This window comes from Arthrobacter sp. YN (assembly GCF_002224285.1).
Classification (GTDB): Bacteria; Actinomycetota; Actinomycetes; order Actinomycetales; family Micrococcaceae; genus Arthrobacter.
On the sequence record NZ_CP022436.1, the window covers coordinates 4,836,989 to 4,855,744 of the forward strand.

The 18,756-nt window shown below is 64.7% G+C and carries 20 protein-coding genes; 13 read left to right on the forward strand and 7 right to left on the reverse strand.

Annotated features, from left to right (window positions below):
* Positions 1 to 3 precede the first annotated feature (3 nt).
* Positions 4 to 288 (reverse strand): hypothetical protein, encoded by a 285-nt coding sequence (locus tag CGK93_RS22255; protein WP_089596775.1) that lies wholly within the window; start codon positions 286 to 288, stop codon positions 4 to 6.
* A gap of 34 nt (positions 289 to 322) precedes the next feature.
* Positions 323 to 961, reverse strand: a complete 639-nt coding sequence (locus tag CGK93_RS22260; RefSeq protein WP_089596778.1) for a TetR family transcriptional regulator — start codon at positions 959 to 961, stop codon at positions 323 to 325.
* Positions 962 to 1,074: 113 nt separating this feature from the next.
* On the opposite strand from CGK93_RS22260, the gene CGK93_RS22265 reads away from it, so the two are divergent.
* The 3 genes from CGK93_RS22265 (at position 1,075) to CGK93_RS22275 (ending at position 4,449) form a co-directional block, all read left to right on the forward strand.
* Positions 1,075 to 2,649 carry an APC family permease gene (locus tag CGK93_RS22265; protein WP_232481458.1) on the forward strand — a complete coding sequence of 525 codons (1,575 nt, stop codon included), beginning with the start codon at positions 1,075 to 1,077 and terminating at the stop codon, positions 2,647 to 2,649.
* Entirely contained in the window at positions 2,650 to 3,549 is a 900-nt protein-coding gene (locus tag CGK93_RS22270) for a carbon-nitrogen hydrolase family protein (RefSeq protein ID WP_089596782.1), read from the forward strand.
* A gap of 102 nt (positions 3,550 to 3,651) precedes the next feature.
* On the forward strand, positions 3,652 to 4,449 hold the full coding sequence (locus tag CGK93_RS22275; RefSeq protein WP_089596784.1) for a ZIP family metal transporter: 798 nt from the start codon (positions 3,652 to 3,654) through the stop codon (positions 4,447 to 4,449).
* Between the two features lie 122 nt (positions 4,450 to 4,571).
* Here the strand turns inward: CGK93_RS22275 and CGK93_RS22280 are convergent, their stop codons facing one another.
* Positions 4,572 to 4,832, reverse strand: coding sequence for a DUF6458 family protein (locus CGK93_RS22280; protein ID WP_089596786.1), 261 nt, complete (start codon positions 4,830 to 4,832; stop codon positions 4,572 to 4,574).
* A 120-nt stretch (positions 4,833 to 4,952) separates the two neighbouring features.
* A complete protein-coding gene (locus CGK93_RS22285) occupies positions 4,953 to 5,849 on the reverse strand; it encodes an SDR family oxidoreductase (protein WP_089596788.1) in 897 nt (298 codons plus the stop codon).
* 131 nt (positions 5,850 to 5,980) lie between these two features.
* Between CGK93_RS22285 and CGK93_RS22290 the strand changes: the two genes are divergently transcribed.
* Positions 5,981 to 6,604 (forward strand): helix-turn-helix domain-containing protein, encoded by a 624-nt coding sequence (locus tag CGK93_RS22290; RefSeq protein ID WP_089596789.1) that lies wholly within the window; start codon positions 5,981 to 5,983, stop codon positions 6,602 to 6,604.
* A 50-nt stretch (positions 6,605 to 6,654) separates the two neighbouring features.
* Positions 6,655 to 7,527: an EamA family transporter gene (locus CGK93_RS22295; protein WP_198318500.1), complete on the forward strand. Its 873-nt coding sequence runs from the start codon at positions 6,655 to 6,657 to the stop codon at positions 7,525 to 7,527.
* A 51-nt stretch (positions 7,528 to 7,578) separates the two neighbouring features.
* Here CGK93_RS22295 and CGK93_RS22300 read toward each other — a convergent pair whose 3' ends face one another.
* Positions 7,579 to 8,643 (reverse strand): NAD(P)-dependent alcohol dehydrogenase, encoded by a 1,065-nt coding sequence (locus tag CGK93_RS22300; protein WP_089596795.1) that lies wholly within the window; start codon positions 8,641 to 8,643, stop codon positions 7,579 to 7,581.
* A 152-nt stretch (positions 8,644 to 8,795) separates the two neighbouring features.
* Between CGK93_RS22300 and CGK93_RS22305 the strand changes: the two genes are divergently transcribed.
* Both CGK93_RS22305 and CGK93_RS22310 read left to right on the forward strand, forming a co-directional pair.
* Positions 8,796 to 9,461 carry a TetR/AcrR family transcriptional regulator gene (locus CGK93_RS22305; RefSeq protein WP_089596797.1) on the forward strand — a complete coding sequence of 222 codons (666 nt, stop codon included), beginning with the start codon at positions 8,796 to 8,798 and terminating at the stop codon, positions 9,459 to 9,461.
* A 10-nt stretch (positions 9,462 to 9,471) separates the two neighbouring features.
* On the forward strand, positions 9,472 to 11,331 hold the full coding sequence (locus CGK93_RS22310; RefSeq protein WP_089596799.1) for a glycoside hydrolase family 15 protein: 1,860 nt from the start codon (positions 9,472 to 9,474) through the stop codon (positions 11,329 to 11,331).
* Here CGK93_RS22310 and CGK93_RS22315 read toward each other — a convergent pair.
* Together CGK93_RS22315 and CGK93_RS22320 are read right to left on the reverse strand one after the other, a co-directional pair.
* Positions 11,300 to 11,530, reverse strand: coding sequence for a hypothetical protein (locus CGK93_RS22315; RefSeq protein WP_089596802.1), 231 nt, complete (start codon positions 11,528 to 11,530; stop codon positions 11,300 to 11,302). The two genes, CGK93_RS22310 and CGK93_RS22315, sit on opposite strands and share 32 nt — an antisense overlap.
* 113 nt (positions 11,531 to 11,643) lie before the next feature.
* The gene (locus tag CGK93_RS22320; RefSeq protein WP_089596804.1) at positions 11,644 to 12,522 is read right to left on the reverse strand and encodes a DUF2382 domain-containing protein; all 879 of its coding nucleotides are present in this window, start codon (positions 12,520 to 12,522) and stop codon (positions 11,644 to 11,646) included.
* Between the two features lie 382 nt (positions 12,523 to 12,904).
* Between CGK93_RS22320 and CGK93_RS22325 the strand changes: the two genes are divergently transcribed.
* The 6 genes from CGK93_RS22325 to CGK93_RS22350 are packed head-to-tail and all read left to right on the forward strand — an operon-like array spanning position 12,905 to position 18,749.
* Positions 12,905 to 14,257: an MFS transporter gene (locus CGK93_RS22325; RefSeq protein ID WP_198318298.1), complete on the forward strand. Its 1,353-nt coding sequence runs from the start codon at positions 12,905 to 12,907 to the stop codon at positions 14,255 to 14,257.
* Positions 14,257 to 15,273: a C-terminal binding protein gene (locus tag CGK93_RS22330; protein ID WP_089596808.1), complete on the forward strand. Its 1,017-nt coding sequence runs from the start codon at positions 14,257 to 14,259 to the stop codon at positions 15,271 to 15,273. The genes CGK93_RS22325 and CGK93_RS22330 overlap by 1 nt, the downstream gene beginning before the upstream one ends.
* Entirely contained in the window at positions 15,270 to 16,346 is a 1,077-nt protein-coding gene (locus CGK93_RS24460) for a zinc-dependent alcohol dehydrogenase (RefSeq protein ID WP_089596810.1), read from the forward strand. The genes CGK93_RS22330 and CGK93_RS24460 overlap by 4 nt, the downstream gene beginning before the upstream one ends.
* On the forward strand, positions 16,343 to 17,119 hold the full coding sequence (locus CGK93_RS22340) for an SDR family oxidoreductase (RefSeq protein ID WP_089596812.1): 777 nt from the start codon (positions 16,343 to 16,345) through the stop codon (positions 17,117 to 17,119). The genes CGK93_RS24460 and CGK93_RS22340 overlap by 4 nt, the downstream gene beginning before the upstream one ends.
* Entirely contained in the window at positions 17,116 to 17,799 is a 684-nt protein-coding gene (locus CGK93_RS22345; RefSeq protein WP_089596815.1) for a bifunctional 4-hydroxy-2-oxoglutarate aldolase/2-dehydro-3-deoxy-phosphogluconate aldolase, read from the forward strand. Before CGK93_RS22340 ends, CGK93_RS22345 begins: the two co-directional genes overlap by 4 nt.
* Positions 17,796 to 18,749 carry a sugar kinase gene (locus CGK93_RS22350; RefSeq protein ID WP_232481459.1) on the forward strand — a complete coding sequence of 318 codons (954 nt, stop codon included), beginning with the start codon at positions 17,796 to 17,798 and terminating at the stop codon, positions 18,747 to 18,749. The genes CGK93_RS22345 and CGK93_RS22350 overlap by 4 nt, the downstream gene beginning before the upstream one ends.
* Positions 18,750 to 18,756 lie beyond the last annotated feature (7 nt).

The window sequence follows — 18,756 nt, forward strand, 5'->3', positions numbered from 1 at the left end:
CGGCTACCGTGCTTCCAGCCGCGCCTTCAGCTGCTCAGCGTAGTCCGCATAGGCGGCGGCGATCTCTTCGAGGTCCACTGTTTGGGGGAAGTCGATCACAGGCTGGTGCTCTGCCAGGTACGACGTGGTTTCTTCAACAACGAGATGCTCGTCGAAGCCGCCCAGACCAGCCTCGGCAAGGAACTCCGGGTTGGTGTGGACCAGGGATTCCCCGGTTTGGCCCTCCGAGGCCCAGCGCACCAGGTACTCGTTCTGATTGACCAGTTCAATATCGAATGACTTCTCCATGGCAGCAGCCTAACGCCGGAAGCACCTTTCGCCGTTACGTGGCCGCTGCTGACCGGGCGCCCATGTGTTCCAGCAGCACCCCAGTCGGCAGGCCCAGAAGGGCAGCCGCAAGGCTCCCCATCAGATCCAGCACGTACTCGCTGCCGGCGCTCCCTGCCAGCACATCCATCACCAGCCCATCTTCCTGGGCAACCAGGGTCCGGGCGATCTTGGCCGGGTCCAGAAGGGGAGAGAACTCGCCGGAGCGGGTTCCGGCGTCGATGATGTCGCGATAGATGCGTTCCTGGGCACTGGTGAGGTCATCCTGGATGCGGCGCTGCTCGGCGTCGCGGAGCATGTGAGGCCAGTACTCGTAGAGGATCCGGGACACGTCGTCGTCCAGTCCGGCAGTAGTGCCGGCGCTGATGACGGCGGCGAGGCGCGCCGTCGGGCTCATATCAGGGTGAACGGATTCGGCGAGCTTTTCGAGAAACCTGCCGGAGGAAGCCCGCACGGCAGCAGCGATAATCTCGGCATGGCTGCCGAAATAGTAGAGCACGGCGTTCGCGGCCATGCCGGCTTCGGCGGCGATGGCGCGCAGGGTGGCCCCTTCAGCGCCGTCGCGCGCAGCTACAGCCTGGGCAGCGGCCACTATTTCCTGACGCCGGACTTCCTTCTTGTCTACCTTGGCCACTACTGCTCCCCCGTGAGCTCCTGAAGATTCCTGTTGACATTGACTCTAGACGGGTATTGAATGGCATTCAAATTTGAATGTGATTCAAATTACTGATTCAACGAGGAGTCTCCGTGTCATTCCCCCCAACCCCACCCATGGCCACCCAAGAAGCAATCCCTACGAACCCAGCTTCCAAAGGCCTCAAAGCCGGGTCCATCGGCATCGGCCCCACGGTCGCCCTCGGCCTGGCCGCCGTCGCCCCGGCCTACAGCTTGGCTGTGACGCTGGGCTTCGTGGTTCTTGCCGTAGGACAGAGCACCCCCGCCGCCTTCCTGCTGGGATTTGTGCCGATCCTTTTCACCGCACTCGCCTTCCGGGACCTCAACCGGGAGATGCCCGACTGCGGTGGCGTTTTCGTCTGGATCACCCGCGTCTTCGGGCCTGCTGCAGGCTGGTTCCTCGGTGGCTGGGTACCGCAGATGGCCACCTTCATTGCGGGCGCCGCCGTGGCCCAAGTCGCCACCACCTACCTGCTCACCTTCTTCGGTTTGGCAGCGATCGCCGCAGAACCCCTCGCCGTAGCGGCCATCGCGTGCGGGCTGATCGTCCTGAGTGCATGGATCGCCGCGAGGGGAATCGAACTCTCCGCCTGGGTCCAGTACGCGCTGATTGGCCTCCAGTTGGTGGCACTCGGCGGATTCTGCGTCGCGGCCTTCACCGCCATGGCCACGGGCACCTCCCCCGGAACGGCAGACGGCGCAGAAAAGCCAAGCCTGGAGTGGTTCAACCCCTTTGCCTCCGGCGACATGTCCGGGCTCGTCTCCGGCGTCATCCTGTGCCTGTTCATTTACTGGGGCTGGGATGCCTTGATAGCCGTGAACGAAGAGACCACCGACCGCAAGGGAACGCCCGGAAGGGCGGTTGTCATCACTACCGTCATCCTGCTGTTCTCCTACGTCGTGACAGCCACCGCCGCCGTCGGATTTGCAGGAACTGCGAGCATCACCGATCCCGAAACCGTCTCCGATGTCCTCTCGGTCCTCGGCCCGCAGGCGACAGGAGCCGTGTTTGGCCAGGTCATCGTCCTCGCAGTGGGCATGTCCGCGTTGGCAGCTCTGCTGACAGTAGCCGTCAGCACGCCACGGACGTGGCTCAGCATGGGCAGCTACGATGCGCTCCCCAAGGCGACCACAAAGATGCACCCCAAGCGGGGGACTCCCACCACCTCCATCGCTTGGTGGGCGGCAATCACCATGGCCATGACGTTGGGACTGACGGCAATCAGCGCCGATTTCATCGGCCTGGCCATCCTCTCGGTGGGCCTGATGATCGCCGCGTACTACGCGGCCACAGCTTTGGCCTCGGTGGTGTACTTCGCCCCGCTGATGCGCACCTCCCCATCCGCCCTGATCCTGAAAGGCATCCTCCCCGGCCTCGGAGCACTGCTGATGATCGGAGCGTTCGCGTACAGCGCCGTGGACATGCTGTCCCCTGAGTACGCGGGCCTGTCCTGGCTTGGCATCGGTTCAGTGTTCTGGATCGGGATCGGCGCGCTGTCCTTGGGCCTGATAGTGACGGCGATTCTGCGGACCAGGCCGCGCCGCTTCTTTTCCGGCGAATCCATCCCCCGCGGAAACGTCACTACCCGCAACCACCTTCCGTCCATTCTCAGCAACGAAACTCCCAGCAACGAAACCGAGGCATAAATGCGCATCCTGTCCATCGCAGCAATCCAGACCAACCCCGTCCCCCACGACCTCGAGGCCACGTGGGCCCGGTTCGAGGCACAGGCCGAGTCAGCCAAGAAGCTCGGTCCCGACGTGGACGTCATCGTGGTTCCGGAACTGCTGCTTTCCGCGCCAGGCGAGTTCCTGCTCCCGGATCCAGAGGGCGAAACCCGTTCCGCCGCGCCCATCCCCAGCCCACTCACGGACCGCATTTCCGCCTTGGCCCGCAGGCTCAACGTGTGGCTCGTGCCCGGCTCCCTGCTGGAAACAGAAAACGGAAACACCTATAACACCGCCATCGCAGTGTCCCCGCAGGGCGAGATCGTGGCACGCTACCGGAAGCTGTTCCCGTGGCGCCCGTTCGAGACCACCACTCCCGGCGATTCCTTCGTCACGTTCGACATCCCGGGCTGCGGACGCATCGGCCTCGCGATCTGCTTCGACGGCAGCTTCCCGGAAGTTGCGCGGCAGTTGGCCTGGTTGGGTGCGGAGGTCATCATCCAGCCCACCCTCACCACTACCCGGGACCGGGCCATGGAAATCGTCATGTCCCAGGCCAACGCTTTCGCCAACCAGGTGTTCGTGGTGAACATCAACGGAGCCTCCCCGTCGGGTGTGGGCGAGAGCGTCATCGTGGACCCCGAGGGCACCATCATGCAGCATGCCCAAGGCGGCGAAGAGATTCTGTTCGCTGTGCTGGACCTGGACCGCGTCACGCAGCTCCGCCGCTATGGAACACACGGCATCAACCGCCCCTGGACCCAACTCCGGGACCAGGAAGGCCTGCTGTCCTTCCCGATGTTCGGCGGCGCGCACTTCGAGTCACCGGCCTGGCGCGAGGATTCACTCGGTGCGCGGCAGGGCACCGGAACGGCCTGACCGCCCGCCCAAGGCAAGCAGCGTTCGACGGCGGGCTGCCGCCGTCGAACGCTGCTTCCTCACCCTAGAGAAGATCAGGTTACTTACTTCTATAATGGCATTGTGATGGCATCACTGTGGTTCGGATTGATTGCCTCCAGCGCCTTGGTGATAGGCGCGCTCATCGGTGTGCGTTTCGAGCTGCCGAAGCGGCTCCTTGCCATCCTGCTGTCCTTCGCGGCCGGCTCACTCATTACCGCCCTGGCGTTCGAACTGTTCGAGGACGCCTACCAACAAGGCGGAATTGTGCGCGCGGCGGTGGGACTCCTTGCCGGGGCCATAGTGTTTACCGCGCTCAGCGCCTTCCTGGATCGCCTGGCCCAACCCGGCCGCACATCGAAATCCAAACCTGCGGACGAAGTACAGGGCAGCCCAAAGCTGGACACCGACGCCGCCGCGTCAGATAGGGCAGCCACCTCCGCCTCAACACGCGGAGCTGCCGGAATGGCGTTGCTGGCCGCCGTGACCCTGGACGGCGTACCGGAAAACGTAGCACTGGGCATCTCCCTGGAAGAAGGATCCGGCGGCCTGGCACTGCTGGCGGCCATCTTTGTGTCCAACTTCCCCGAAGCCTTGGTGGGGGCCTCGTCCATGCGCAGCCAGGGCCGAAAAGCCGGGTCGATCATGCTGCTCTGGAGTGTGTGCGCCGTGCTGCTGGTGGCAGCCGTGGTCCTCGGCGCCGGGCCCCTCTCATCCGCCGAACCCGCCACCATTTCCCTGCCGTTGGCGTTCGCCGCCGGTGCGGTGATCGCGTCGCTGGCGGACACGCTCATGCCCGAGGCCTACGAGCATGGCGGCCCAGCGGTTGCACTGAGCACGGCAGCGGGCTTCGTCCTTTCGTTCACGCTTTCACTCGTGTGAGCGTTGAGCGGCTGGACGACTGGGAGGCTGCCGACTGCCGACTGGGCGACCAACGCAAGAAGCGCACGACGGCGGCAGTCCGGCGTCGTGCGCTTCTTGGTGTATTGCTTGTGCAGCGGCTGCTAAACCTCCGGGCGACGCTCGACAACTGTTTCAGGGGCGGCGCGCCGCTCGACCACTGTTTCGGGGGCAGTGCGGCGCTCGACGACCGTCCTGCGGGTCCTGTTGGACATGGCGATGGAGATGATGAGGCCGATGACGCCCACCACCATCAGGATGTAGCCCACCAGGACTTGGTCCAGGAAGGGAATGAGTCCGGGTGCGAGCGCGAAGGCCAAAATAGCGCCAATGGCAATCAGGGCAATGGAAGAACCAATTCTCATAACGTGCTCCTCGTGTCCGTTCGGCGCGTGGTCAGGGATCGTCGGCCGAATCTATACAGTCAGCATACTTATGAACCACGGCTCCCACCAGCCATGCGACGCCCTCCAGCGGGCCGTGCGTCAGTGCCCGTAGCGTGCGGCCACCCGGGCGATGGCGTCCTCGGGAGTCGGAGCCGGCCCGAACACCTGCTCCTGGCGGGTGGTGTCCGCAACATACTTGCCGGTCTCGAACCACGCCACCATGCTGGCCATGTCGCCTACCAGCGGAAGGACCTTCGCTGTCACCTTGCCGAGCCCGGCGATGGCACCGGCGGGAATGGACATCACCTTGATCTGCCTGCCGGCCCGCTGCCCGGCAATGTCGGCGGCGTCCTGAATGCTGACGGGGCGGCTCCAGCCAACATCGATGTGCTCCCCCTCAAGAATGTCCGCGTCAACGGCCTCCGCGAGGTACCGTGCAACGTCGCTGGCCAGGACAAAAGTGAGCCTGGCGTCTTTGGAGCCCAGCCATACAAAGCGGCCCTTGGCAAAGGGGTCACCGCCCATCCCCACAGCTTGGTCAAAGAATGCACCCGGACGGATGGCCACAAAGGGAACGCCGAGCTCCCGGAACTTGTCCTCAGCCAGCTTCTTGTTCCAAAAGTGCGGGATCTGCGGTGTTTGGTCGCTGGTGACAATGCTGATCAGCACGAAGCGGGGCACGCCGGCATGCTTGGCGGCGACGGCCAGGTTGCTGTTGCCAAAGGTATCGATCGCCTGGGCGTTCTTGTCATTTCGCGTATAGCCGGCGGCCGTTGAGACAACCGCGGAAACGCCTGTCATCGCGGCGATCAAGGAGGCTGCGTCCATCATGTCCCCGCGGACGATCCCAACTCCTTTGGCCTCAACTTTGGCGGCGTCGGACTTGGGCCTCACCAAGGCCCGGACTTTCTTGCCGCGCTTGAGAAGTTCATCCACCACTTGGCCGCCAAGGAATCCCGTGGCACCAATAACAAGGACAGGAAGGTCTTCGGCCACGATTTCTCCTTTGGGTTTTGTTCCTAGGGTCAGTGGTAGCACGAGCGTCGGACGCCGGCCAGTCCCCAGCTTGCCCCGCCTCGGGCCCCGCAGGTAATGAGAGTGCACTGGAAGTGCAGTATGATGCACTTATGGATGACAGCACCACCAACCTCTCCCTGGCCATCGGCACCCGGGTCAAGCAGGAACGCCAAGCCCGCGGATGGACCCTGGACCACCTGGCCGAGGCTGCAGGAGTAAGCCGCCGGATGATCGTCAACGTGGAGCAAGGGGCAGCGAACCCCAGCATCGGAACTCTGCTGCGGATCAGCGACGCCCTGGGAGTCGGGCTCCCCGCCCTGGTGGAGTCCCCGCGCCCCAAGCCCGTCAAGATCACCCGGAGCGGCGAAGGTGCAACACTGTGGAGCAGCGAACAGGGCGGCCAGGGAATCCTGGTGGCCGGGACCGACTCACCGGACGTGGTGGAACTCTGGGACTGGACATTGGGCCCCGGCGACAGCCACGCCAGCGAGGCCCACACCGCGGGCACCAAGGAACTCCTGCAGGTTCAAGCCGGCGCGGTGACCGTCGATGCAGGGGAGCAGGCAGTCACCCTCGAGGTTGGCGATGCCATGACTTTCCCAGGCGACATTGCCCACTCCTACGCCAACCTTGGCGCGGCACCCGCCAGATTCATCCTTGCTGTTTTTGAGCCCGGCGTGGGATCAGGGCACCGGCAGGACGCCGATCCCAGCGTCATGGGAATCAGCCAGTGAGCACCCGCAAAGGTGGCCCCATTCCGCCCTGGAGCCTCGCCGTTGCAGCCATGTTCTCGGTGCAGCTCAGCTCCGCCCTTTCGGTGGGCCTCATCGCGGAGGTAGGTGCGGCTGGAACGGCATGGTTGCGGCTCAGCCTGGGCGCCATCATCTTCCTTGCCATCGCCCGCCCACCGCTGCGATCGGTGCGGCGGCCAGACATCCTGCCGCTCCTGGGCCTCGGCATCGCGACCGGGCTCATGACCATTATGTTTCTCGCCGCTGTGGAACGGATCCCGTTGGGCACCACCGTCGCCATCGAGTTCCTTGGCCCATTGACGGTGGCGGCGATCCGCAGCCATAACCGCCGCGCCTTGGCATGGCCGGTGCTGGCGCTGCTGGGAGTAGTCCTGCTGACCGAACCTTGGCATGGCCGCGTCGACTTCCTGGGAATTTTGTTCGCGGCCATCGCCGCCGCCGGGTGGGGCGCCTATATCCTGCTGACGCAGCTGATCGGCGACCGTTTCACCGGCATCGGGGCGCTCTCGCTGACGGTCCCCATCGCCGCAGTGACGGCCGCCGTCGTCGGCATTCCGCAAGCTGTTGGGCACCTCAACTGGGGCATCCTCGCAGGCGCCCTGGGCGTCGCCATCCTGATGCCCGTTCTGCCGTTCGTGCTGGAGCTGAAAGCACTGCGCCGGATGACGTCCACGGCTTTCGGCACGCTGATGTCGTTGGAACCCGCCTTCGCCGTTCTCCTGGGACTGCTGGTGCTGCACCAGCAACCCACCATCGTCCAGTTCATCGGGATCGCCCTGGTTGTGGTTGCCGGTGCAGCCTCCCAGCGCGGGGGCGACAGGAAACTGACTCCCTTGGCCGAGCCCACCACCACGGGGCCCACGCCTGAAGCCTTATCCGCCAAGGGCCCCGGCAAAGGGGCCTGACGCACGACGGCGACCTGCCGCCGTCGTGCGTCTCTTGCTTTTGGCTTGTACTCACCCGGCTTGGAGGGTGATGGCCACCTTGCCGCGGACTTTGCCGGCGTCGAAGTAGCGCATGGCATCCGGGACCTGGGCCAGCGGGTAGGTCCGGTCGATGACGGGAGTGATGGTTCCCGCCTCCAGGAGACCGGCCAGGTACTCAAGATCCGGGGCATTCTGGGTGCCCACGATCATGGTGAGCCGCTGCCGGATGAAGGGCGAGAGGGCCACGGCGCGGAGTTGCCTGTCCATGCTCCCCGTCCACGTGCCGCCCTCCTCGCCACCGGTCATCACGGCAGTCCCTGACGGGGTGAGTGACCGGCGTAAACGTGAAACCGACGGGTTGCCCGCGATGTCGATGATGACGTCGTACTGCTCAGCGCCGTCGAGGAAATCCTGGGTGGTGTAGTCGATCACGTGGTCGGCACCGAGGGCCCTCACCATCTCCACTTTCGCAGCGCTGGCCACTCCGGTGACCTCCGCCCCGGCGGCTTTGGCGAACTGCACCACATAACTGCCCACGCCGCCCGATGCTCCCGTGACCAGGACCTTGAGCCCTTGCGCCGGCTGATCCCGGCCGGGATCGATGCCACCCGCGCGCAGGGCGATCAGGGCTGTGCACGCGGACACCGGCACCACGGCGGCCTGTTCGAAGGTGATGTTCGCCGGTTTGTGGGCCAACTGGTTTTCGCGGGCTGCGGCATACTCGGCGAACGTTCCCCTGCCCGAGCCGAACACGTGGTCCCCCACCGCGAAGCGGGTCACCTTTGCTCCCACCGCTTCAACGGTTCCGGCGAGGTCCAGCCCGGGGACGGGTTTCCTGGGTGCCTTGAATCCATAGACCAAGCGCAGCGCATAGGGCAGGCCCGTGGCTATGTGCCATGTGCCGCGATCCAGCCCGGCCGCCTGGACTTTCACCAGCACTTCATTCTCCGCGATGACTGGACGCGGGACCTGGGCCTCATGCAGTACGTCGGCGGCGGAACCGTAGCCCTCCTGCACGATGGCACGCATGGTGGGACCTGGCAACGCCCGATCCTTGTGGCGACGGGATTCCTTGGCTTGCTGACCAGTGGTCATGGCCGGACCTTTCAGTGCGTGTGCGGAGGGGGCTGGGTGATGGAGGGCTGCGTGGTGAGGTGAGGTTGTGATGGTTTTCGTACGCTGTACCAACGAGATTACCGTACACTGTACTAAACCGCTAGAGCCCAGCAACCAGTCGAGGAGTGCCCGTGCCCACCGCAGCATCGCAGCGAAGCCCGCTGAGCCGGGAGCGGGTCCTTGAATGCGCCGTCACCCTCGCCGACGAGTCCGGAATCGACTCCCTGACCATCCGCACGCTCGCCCTCAGCATGGGAACCAAACCCATGTCCCTCTACTACTACGTTGCCAACAAGGACGAGATCCTGGACGGCATCGTGGATATGGTGTTCAGCGAAATCGAGCTTCCGGCACCCGAAGGGGACTGGCGCAAGGAGATGGCGTTGAGGGCCCACCGGATGCGGTCGGCACTCAGGCGCCACCCCTGGGCAGTCGGGTTGCTGGAGAGTCGGTCCGCGCCTGGCCCTGCAACGCTCCGGCATCACGAAGCAACGCTCGCGACGCTGAGGACTGCAGGATTCTCCGTCCCGCTCACTGCCCACGCCTACGCCCTGCTGGACAGTTACATTTACGGCTTTGCCGTGCAGGAAGCGGCCCTCCCGTTCGAGGGGCGGGACACCGCGGCCGAGATCACCAGCCCCATCCTGGAGCGCTTCGCCACCGGTGAGTATCCCCGCATGGTGGAGATCGCCGTCGAGCATGTCCTTAAACCCGGCTACGACTTTGGCGACGAATTCCAGTTCGGCCTGGACCTCATTCTGGACGGCTTGAGCCGTCTGGCGGGAGACGCGGACTAGGATCTGATCCATGGCCAGGATTGAGGACTACGCGATCATCGGGGATCTGAACACCGCTGCCTTGGTAGGGCGGAGCGGGTCCATTGACTGGATGTGCCTGCCACGGTTCGACTCCCCCGCCTGCTTCGCGTCACTGCTGCACACGCCCGACGCCGGCCGCTGGCTTTTAGCGCCCGCCGGCACACCCGACGGCGGCAACTGCACCCGACGCCGCTACCGCGGGGACACCCTCATCCTGGAGACAGAATGGGAAGTGGACGGCGGCGCTGTCCGGGTGATCGACTTCATGCCGGTCCGGGACGACGCCGTGGACCTGGTGCGGATTGTGGAGGGCATCTCCGGCGAGGTCACCATGCAGATGGAGCTGGTCCTGCGCTTCGACTACGGCCGCGTGGTGCCGTGGGTCCGGCACAGCAAGCACGGCATCAGCGCGGTAGCGGGTCCCGACTCGGCCTACCTCACCACCCATGTCCCGCTCGAGGGGCGGGACAAGCGCACCTACAGCGAATTCACGGTCCGCGCGGGCGATCGGGTCCCGTTCGTGCTGCGCTGGGCGCCGAGCCATGAGCGGGAGCCGCGACGGATCGACCCCTTCCGCGCGCTCGCTGTCACCGAGTCGTTCTGGCTGGAGTGGATCGGCCGCAGCGAAATGGCCGGGAAGTACAAGGAGCCGGTGGAGCGGTCCCTCATCACCCTCAAGGCACTGACGTATGCGCCGACCGGAGGCATCGTGGCGGCAGCAACCACGTCCTTGCCCGAGCAGATCGGCGGCCCCAGGAACTGGGACTACCGCTACTGCTGGTTGCGCGACGCCACCCTGACCCTGCAATCACTGCTCGCCGCAGGGTACACGGAGGAGGCCTCCGCGTGGCGGGACTGGCTGCTGCGCGCTATCGCCGGCGACCCGTCGGAGCTGCAGATTGTGTACGGGCTCGACGGCGCGAGGAGACTGCCCGAGGCAGACATCCCGTGGCTCTCCGGTTACGAAGGTTCACTGCCCGTCCGCACCGGAAACGCCGCAGCCCCGCAACTGCAACTGGATGTGTGGGGCGAGGTCCTGGACGGTCTTTCCTTGACCCGGGCAGCCTTCCAGGACGGCACTGTGGACAGTTCCTGGGACATCCAGGTGGCCCTGATGGAGTACCTCGAAGGAGCCTGGGACCAGCCGGACAACGGGCTCTGGGAAATGCGGGGACCGAGGCAGCATTTCACCCATTCCAAGGTCATGGCGTGGGTGGCCGCGGACCGCATGGTCAAAGGTGTCCGGACCTCCGGGCTACCCGGCCCACACGACCGCTGGGCAGCACTCCGCAGCGAAATCCACCACGACGTCATGACCAAGGGGTTTGACGAGGAACTCAACACCTTCGTCCAGTCTTACGGAAGCAAGGATCTGGACGCGAGCTTACTTCTGGTCCCCCGCGTCGGCTTCCTCCCGCACAGGCATCCACGCGTCGCAGGGACAGTGGAAGCCATCCAAAAAGGACTCACGGATGACGGCTTGGTCCTCCGCTACAGAACCCAGTCCGGCCACGATGGCTTGCCTGGGGACGAAGGAGTTTTCCTTGCCTGTTCGTTCTGGCTGGTGGATGCACTGCTGGGCATCGGCCGCTCCACCGAGGCAACCGAACTCTTTGAGCGGCTACTCACCCTGCGCAACGATGTGGGTTTGCTGAGCGAGGAGTGGGACCCCCGGGCCCAACGGCAGCTGGGCAACACTCCCCAGGCCTTCAGCCATTTCCCGCTCATTCACAGCGCCTTGCAACTGCATCAGGGAGAGGCGCACAAGAGCGACACCCCGCTGGGGCACCCTAAACATCCGGGGCAATCCAGCGGTTCTACCCTTCGGAATGACCCTCGCCTGCGTTAGGCGGGGCTTCGCCTTTATGGCTCGCTTCTTCCAAGTGGATATCCAACTTGCGTTCGGCCTCACGCCGCCGCTGGCCGACGGTCCTCAACTGCTGGGTGGTGGGGTCTCCCCTGTCCTCAATCGCTGCGTCTGATGGCGCAGCGTCCGTTCGCGCTGCGTCCGAGCGCGCAGCAGTCCGGTCCTTCTCATGTTCGCCCATAAGGAGATCGTCCCATCGACCGCGCTTTTGCGATAGCGAAATTCGCGATGCGGGGCCCGCTCTGCGCCCGCACCCGGGCACTTGGGACGTAGAGCGGGCCTCACACCATGCGTTTAGCGGCGGGTGTTGTCCGAGCTGGTCCCCTCGGTTTCGATGCGCTCCTTACGGACTTCTTCGTCGACCCGAACATCCTCGGTGACTGTGTCCTTTTCGAGGCGGACGCGCTCCACCGGGACGGTCTCCTTGTCCACCACGGGCCTCTCCTCGTGGAGGGTGACCTCGTGCTCGCTCTCCGTCAGGTCGGCACCGGACATGGCATCGCCTGCGTTCGCGTCCGTAATGGGCTCCCGCTCCACACGGACTTCCTCGCGTTGCACGGGGACCGTAGTGGTGACGTTCTCAGTGGTGATGTATTTCCTCAGGCGCGCCCGACCCGTGGCTTGCTTCTCCGTGCCGACGTTCAACCTTTCTTCAGAGCGGGTCATGGCGTCGTCGTCGCCGTTCCTTTCAGCCTCCGGACGATAGGCGCCTCCCGTGTCCATCGCGTCCCTGGTACCGAGTGTGTCCCGGGTTCCCACCGGGTCCCGCGTACCTACTGTCCCGGCGAAATGTGCATCGCGATCAGTTGTTGCGTCGGCGCGCAGATCATCGCCGTGACCGCTGAAGCCGCGCTTGCCCTCGAGTCCGTAGTGGTTGTACAGGCGGCTCTCCTCGCCCGGATCCAGGTGCCCGTCTTCGGCCACCCGGGGAGCATCCTTGATGTGGTCCTTGCTGTAGGGAACCACCACGTCGTCACCTTCCACGGCGGCGTCCTGAAGCGGTATGAATGATTCCGAACTGCCAAAAAGTCCGGTCTTGACGGTCACCCAGGTGGGTTCGCCGGTGTCATCATCGGTGTAAAACGTGCCGATGGAGCCCACCTTGTCACCTTCAGTGGTACGGACGTGTCCGTTGAGGCCCATCAACCGGTCAATGTTTTCCCTCGCGAGCATGATGTCTCCTTGGAATGCGGTTCTCTTATGTGGTTGCCAAGCGGGCTGCATCACCAGGCATGGTTTCCGAACGCCGGAACGGGGAAGAAATTCAACCCGTCGGCTTTAAGGAACATCCATACAGTAAGCATGCTTAGCGTTTACTTGGCAAGACCCAATGTGAGAACCGGCGGAGCTGCCGCGCCGGCCGGTGAGAGATCCCGCAAGGGCGGGCTGCCGCCGTCGTACGCCTTTTTTTACGCGTTTCAGAAATCGCTTTCTTCCAGCCCCGGAATGCACTACATTTATCTCCAGCAGTTTTCGGGATGCTATCCCGATAATCGGAATCTAGTGCAAAACTCCTCATCCACGGCTACCAGCCACCACCCGCTTGGAGACAAGATTGACTGAGAACAGCGTTGTTCAGAATGCCGGCCGGCCAGGTACCGGCACCCCGACCGAGGTGAAAAACGTCCGCCGGGCCGCCTGGGCCGGACTTATCGGAACTGCCTTGGAGCAGTACGACTTTGTGATCTACGGAACCGCCTCCGCGATCATCTTCAACACGATCTTCTTCCCCAACGTCGACCCTGCGATCGGCATCCTCGCTGCTTTCGGCGCGTACGCCGTCGGCTTCGGCGCCAGGCCCTTGGGCGGACTCTTCTTCTCCAAGTACGGCGACCGCTTGGGCCGCAAATGGGTGCTGGTGGCCACCCTCTTCCTCATGGGCATTGCTACGTTCGCTATCGGGCTCTTGCCTACCTACGAGCAAGCCGGACTGTGGGCGCCGGCTCTGCTGGTGGCCTGCCGATTCCTGCAAGGCTTCGGCGCCGGAGCTGAACAGGCCGGCGGCGTGGTCCTCATCGCGGAAACAGCGCCCAAGGGTCAGCGCGGCAAGTACGCCTCACTGGTGTTCGTCGGCGCAGCGGCAGGAACGGCACTTGGAGCGGTGGTCTGGATCATGGTTCAGATGATGCCCAAGGAAGCCCTGGAATCCTACGGCTGGCGGCTGGTCTTCTTCTCGTCGATCTTCGTGACGATTGCCGCCTACGTCATCCGACGCAAGCTCAAGGAGTCCCCGGTGTTCCAGGAACTCCAGGAAGAAGGCGGCATCGGCAAACGGGACACCCCCGTGGCAGATGTCATCAAGAACGGCCGCACCAACCTTTTCCGCGTGTTCTTCATGAACGTCGGCGCCAACGCCCATTCCTACCTCTTCCAGGTGTTCCTGGGCTCCTACCTCATCAGCCAGCTCAAGATCGACGCCACGTTCATTCCCAAGGTCCTGCTGGTTGGCGCCCTGTTCGCCTGCGTGTCAGCCTTCGTGTTCGGAAACCTTTCGGACAGGTTCGGACGCCGCTCCATGTACTTGGTAGTGACCACTTTCCTGTTCATCTTCCCCATCCCGGCCTTCCTGCTGATCAACACGGGCAACCTGTTCCTGATCTCTCTGGTCATTGTCCTGGGCTTCATTTTTGCCGCCCAGGGATCCGTCGGAGTCCAGGCTGCGTACTTCCCGGAGCTCTTCGGCGCTCGCTACCGCTACGCCGGCGTGGCACTCGGCCGCGAATTCTCCTCCGTTTTCGGCGGTGGCATCGCCCCGCTGATCTGCTCCGCACTGGTCACGGCTTTCAGCGGATCCTGGATCCCGGTGGCCATCTACATGATGGCCATCATGGGCATCAGTTTGTTCACCACCATCAAATCCCCGGAGACGGTCGATCGTGACCTTCTCCTTGAAGAGGACGCCAAGTAATGTCAGAACCCACCACCTCCACCGCCCCCACCAATCCCACCAAAATTGTCATCACCGATTGCGATCACGATTCCATCGATATCGAGCGTGCTGTCGCCCGGGACGCCGGCGTCGAGCTGGTGTTGGCTCAGTGCCGCACCGAAGACGAGGTCATTGCTGCAGCCGCCGGGGCGGACGCGATCGTTGTCCAGTACGCGCCCATCACCGCCAAGGTTTTGGACGCGCTGCCGGGCCTGAAAGCAATCGGCCGTTACGGCGTCGGGGTTGACACGCTCGACGTCGAAGCCGCCACCGCGCGCGGCGTCGCCATCTGCAACGTCCCCGACTACGGCACCGAGGACGTCAGCGACCACGCGATTGCCTTGGCCGTCAGCCTGGCCCGCGGGATTACGCAGCTGGACCGCGGCGTGCGACGCGGTGATCATTCGCTGGGGCCGGTGCAACCCTTGCACCGGATTGGCGGGCGGGTGTTCGGAGTGGTGGGCCTGGGCTTGATTGGTGCGGCCACGGGCCGGAAAGCGAAAGGTCTGGGCTACCAGGTCATCGGTTCGGATCCGCTGCTGACCGCCGGGACTGTCACCGCGGACGGGATCACGGTGGTCGGCTTCGAGGAGCTTGTTGCCAGCGCTGACGTCATTTCCCTGCATGTCCCCCTCAACCAGTACACGCATCACCTGATCAACAGTGACGTCCTGGACAGGGTGAAGCCCGGCGCCGTGCTGGTCAATACCTGCCGCGGCGCGGTGGTGGACACGGATGCAGTGGCGGCGGCACTGCAGGACGGGCGCCTGCACGCTGCGGGTTTGGATGTTTTTGAGTTGGAGCCCCTGCCGCGGACCAGTCCCCTGCTGGAATTGGAGAATGCAGTCCTCACACCGCACGCGGCCTGGTACTCCGAGGAGTCGTACGCAGAGCTCAAGCGGCGCACGGTGGAGAACGTGGTGGAGGTGTGTGCCGGCCGCGCGCCGCGCAACATCCTCAACAGTGAAGTGCTGAACGGGAGCGTGCCGGCATGAGCGTCGAAACAGCAGCTGAATCCACGTCGCTGACGATGCGCGCAGCAGTCTGGACGGGCCCGGACACCATTGAGTACCGGACCGTGCCGCTCCCCGAAGTGCCGGAGGGCTGGGCCTTGGTCCGATCTGAACTCACCGGCATTTGCGGCACGGATTTTTCCATCCTGCACGGAAGCCACCCGCGCGCCGAAGCGCCCGTGGTGATGGGCCATGAAATCACCGGTGTTGTGGAGATCGCCGCCCCGGGGGGACCGGCTGAGGGCACCCGGGTGACCGTTGAACCGTTGATTTATTGCGGGAAGTGCCACCCGTGCAGGGAGGGAAACACGCATGTGTGCCGGAACCTGAAGCTGTACGGGATCGACGTCGCAGGCTCCCTGGCGGAGTATGTGGCGTTGCCGGCGGAGACCCTGATCCCGATCGACTCCGAGGTTCCGCTCCAGGAGGCCGCGCTGGCCGAGCCGTTGGCTGTGGCGGTGCACGCGGTGTCCCGGTCGGGGCTGCGTGGCGGTGAGCGGGTGGTGGTTTTCGGTGCCGGACCTATCGGTATCCTCACCGCTCTTGTTGCCAGGCATGAAGGTGCCGGGAGTGTGCTGATTTCCGAACCTTCCGAAGACCGCCGCAGAGTGGCTGAGAAGCTCGGCTTCGACACCGTTCCCTCGGGCACCGACCCCATCGAGGCGATCCTGGAGGCAACCGGCGGGGATGGCGCGGACATCGTTTTCGATTCAGCAGCCCACCCGTCCGTGGCGGCGCTGCTGCCCAAAGCGGTCCGCGTCCTGGGCACCATCGTGCTGGTGGGCGTCTACAAGAAGCCGGTGGAGGTTGATTTGCAGGCTCTGACCTTCGCGGAGAACACGGTGGTGGGCGTCCGCGTCTACACGCGGGCCGACGTCGAACGGGCCGTCAAGCTCATCGAGGGCGGCGAGCTGGGGCTGGGACGGATCCCGGTGGAGGTCTTCCCACTCGAAGAAACCCCGGCCGCCTTCACCAAGGCCATGACCGCTGGAGCGGTCCTCAAAGTATTCGTTGGGCCGGCTGCGGCAGCCGTCCCTGGCAAGGGAGAAGCATGACTGACACGGCAGCAGCGCGATGCACGCCATTTGACCTGACAGGCTCGACGGCGGCCATCACCGGAGCGTCCCGCGGCATCGGCTTGGGTATTGCCCTGGGCCTGATCCGGGCGGGTGCGAACCTCGTTGCGCTGCAACGCGGCCCACTCGCTCCGGAACTGGCCCTGGCCGCGGCGGAGGCAGGCGTAACTGCCGAAGCAACAGCCATCGACCTCTCCAGCCAGGACTCGGTTACCCAAGCGATCGAAACGACGCTTGCGAAGCACCGGATCGACATCCTGGTCAACAACGCCGGCACGCAGATCCGCCATGACTCCGTGGAGTTCCCGTTGGAGGACTTCGATGCGGTCATGAACATCAACACCCGGGCAGTGTTCCAGCTCTGCCAGGGCTTCGGTAAGGCCATGGTGGAGCGCGGCGACGGCAAAATCATCAATTTGGCCTCACTGCTGACGTTCCAGGGCGGATTGCGGGTTCCGGCCTACGCGGCGTCCAAGGGTGCAGTGGCCCAGCTGACCAAGGCGCTGTGCAATGAGTGGGCCCCACGAGGCGTCAACGTCAACGCCGTCGCCCCGGGTTACATCGCCACGGACATGAACCAGGCCTTGCTCGCCGACTCCGTCCGGCATGAGCAGATCTCCAGCCGGATCCCGGCCGCCCGATGGGGATCAGGCAACGACCTCGCCGGCGCGGTGGTGTTCCTGGCTTCCCCGGCCGCAGATTACGTGCACGGCGTTGTTCTTCCGGTCGACGGCGGGTGGCTGGCCCGATGAGCACCATCCAACCAGCGGGCAACCCGCAACGGCCGGCTCCTTCCGCGCTCCTGACAGCCAATCCCGTGGTGGCCGTCATGCGGGCACACCACGCCCGCGAGTACGCCCCCGTGATCGAGGCCCTGGTGCGCGGAGGCGTCCGTTCCATTGAGCTGACCCTCAGCACCCAAGGAGTGTTCGAGGAACTGCCCCGGCTCAAGGAACGCTTCGGTCCGGACGCCGAGATCGGGGTCGGCACCATCACCACCGTGGACCAAGCCATGCAGGCCCTCGACGGCGGAGCGGACTACCTGGTCACCCCGGCGATGGTCACCGCAGTGGTGAGTGCCGCCGTCGAGCGTGACATCCCGGTGTTTCCGGGCGGGCTGACGCCCACCGAACTGCTGGCCGGCTGGAACGCCGGCGCCACAGCGGTGAAGCTCTTCCCCGCCTCGGCCGTGGGCACTGGGTACGTCGGCCAACTCCGCGGGCCGTTCCCGGACATGCGGATTGTGCCCTCCGGAGGCATCGGGATCGACGACGCACCCGCCTGGATCGCGGCCGGCGCCCTGGCCGTCAGCCTCGGCGGGCCTCTGCTGCGCGATGCTTTCTCAGGCGGAAGCCTGACGGAGCTGACCGCGCGGGCATCGAAGCTCAGCCAACTTGCAGCCGACGCCGTGGAAGCGCGGGCAGCCAAGTGACTACCTACACCGACGTAGTGACCATGGGCGAAACCATGGCGCTCATGAAAGCCGAGACACCTGGGCCCTTGGCCCATGCCGGTTCGCTGGGGCTGGGCATGGGCGGGGCCGAAACCAACGTGGCCATCGCCCTGAAGCGACTGGGTACCAGTGTGACCTGGCTCGGGCGGGTGGGGCAGGACAGCCTCGGCGACCTCGTACTCCGGGAGATAGCCGCCGAGGGCGTCACCACGTTAGGTATCCGCGACGCCGAGGCACCCACAGGCCTGATGATCAAGGAACGCCGCACCTTGGAACACCTCAAGGTCTGGTACTACCGTTCAGGCAGTGCCGGCTCGAGGTTGGCTCGGGAGGACGTCCCGGCGGACACCATCCGGAACGCGAAGCTCCTGCACCTGACGGGCATCACTCCTGCCCTCTCCGAATCAGCGTGTGAAGCCGCGCTGTTCGCGGTGTCCGTGGCGCGCGAAGCCGGGGTGACTGTCTCCTTCGACCTGAACTACCGCGCTGCGCTGTGGACAGAGGACCAGGCCGGGCCGGTCTTCCGCACGTTCATTGAACTCTCAGACATTGTTTTTGCCGGTGACGACGAGGCGGGCATCGCAGTGGGCCACGGGCCGGACTCCCTCGAACTCGCACGAAGGATCGCGGCTAGGGGACCACAGCAGGTAGTCATCAAGAACGGCCCCCTCGGTTGCGTCGGTGTGATCGACGGCGCCGAATACCGTCAAGACGCAGTACGCATCAACGCCGTGGACACCGTCGGTGCAGGAGACGCTTTTGTGGCCGGATACATCTCCGACCTCCTTGCCGGGGCTTCCATAGAAGACCGTCTGCGCACGGCGGTGCGGACAGGCGCCTTCGCTTGCCTGGTACCCGGCGACTGGGAAGGCATGCCACGACGCCACGAGCTTGGTTTACTGGACGCTTCAGAACCCGTGGCGCGGTAGCGGGGAT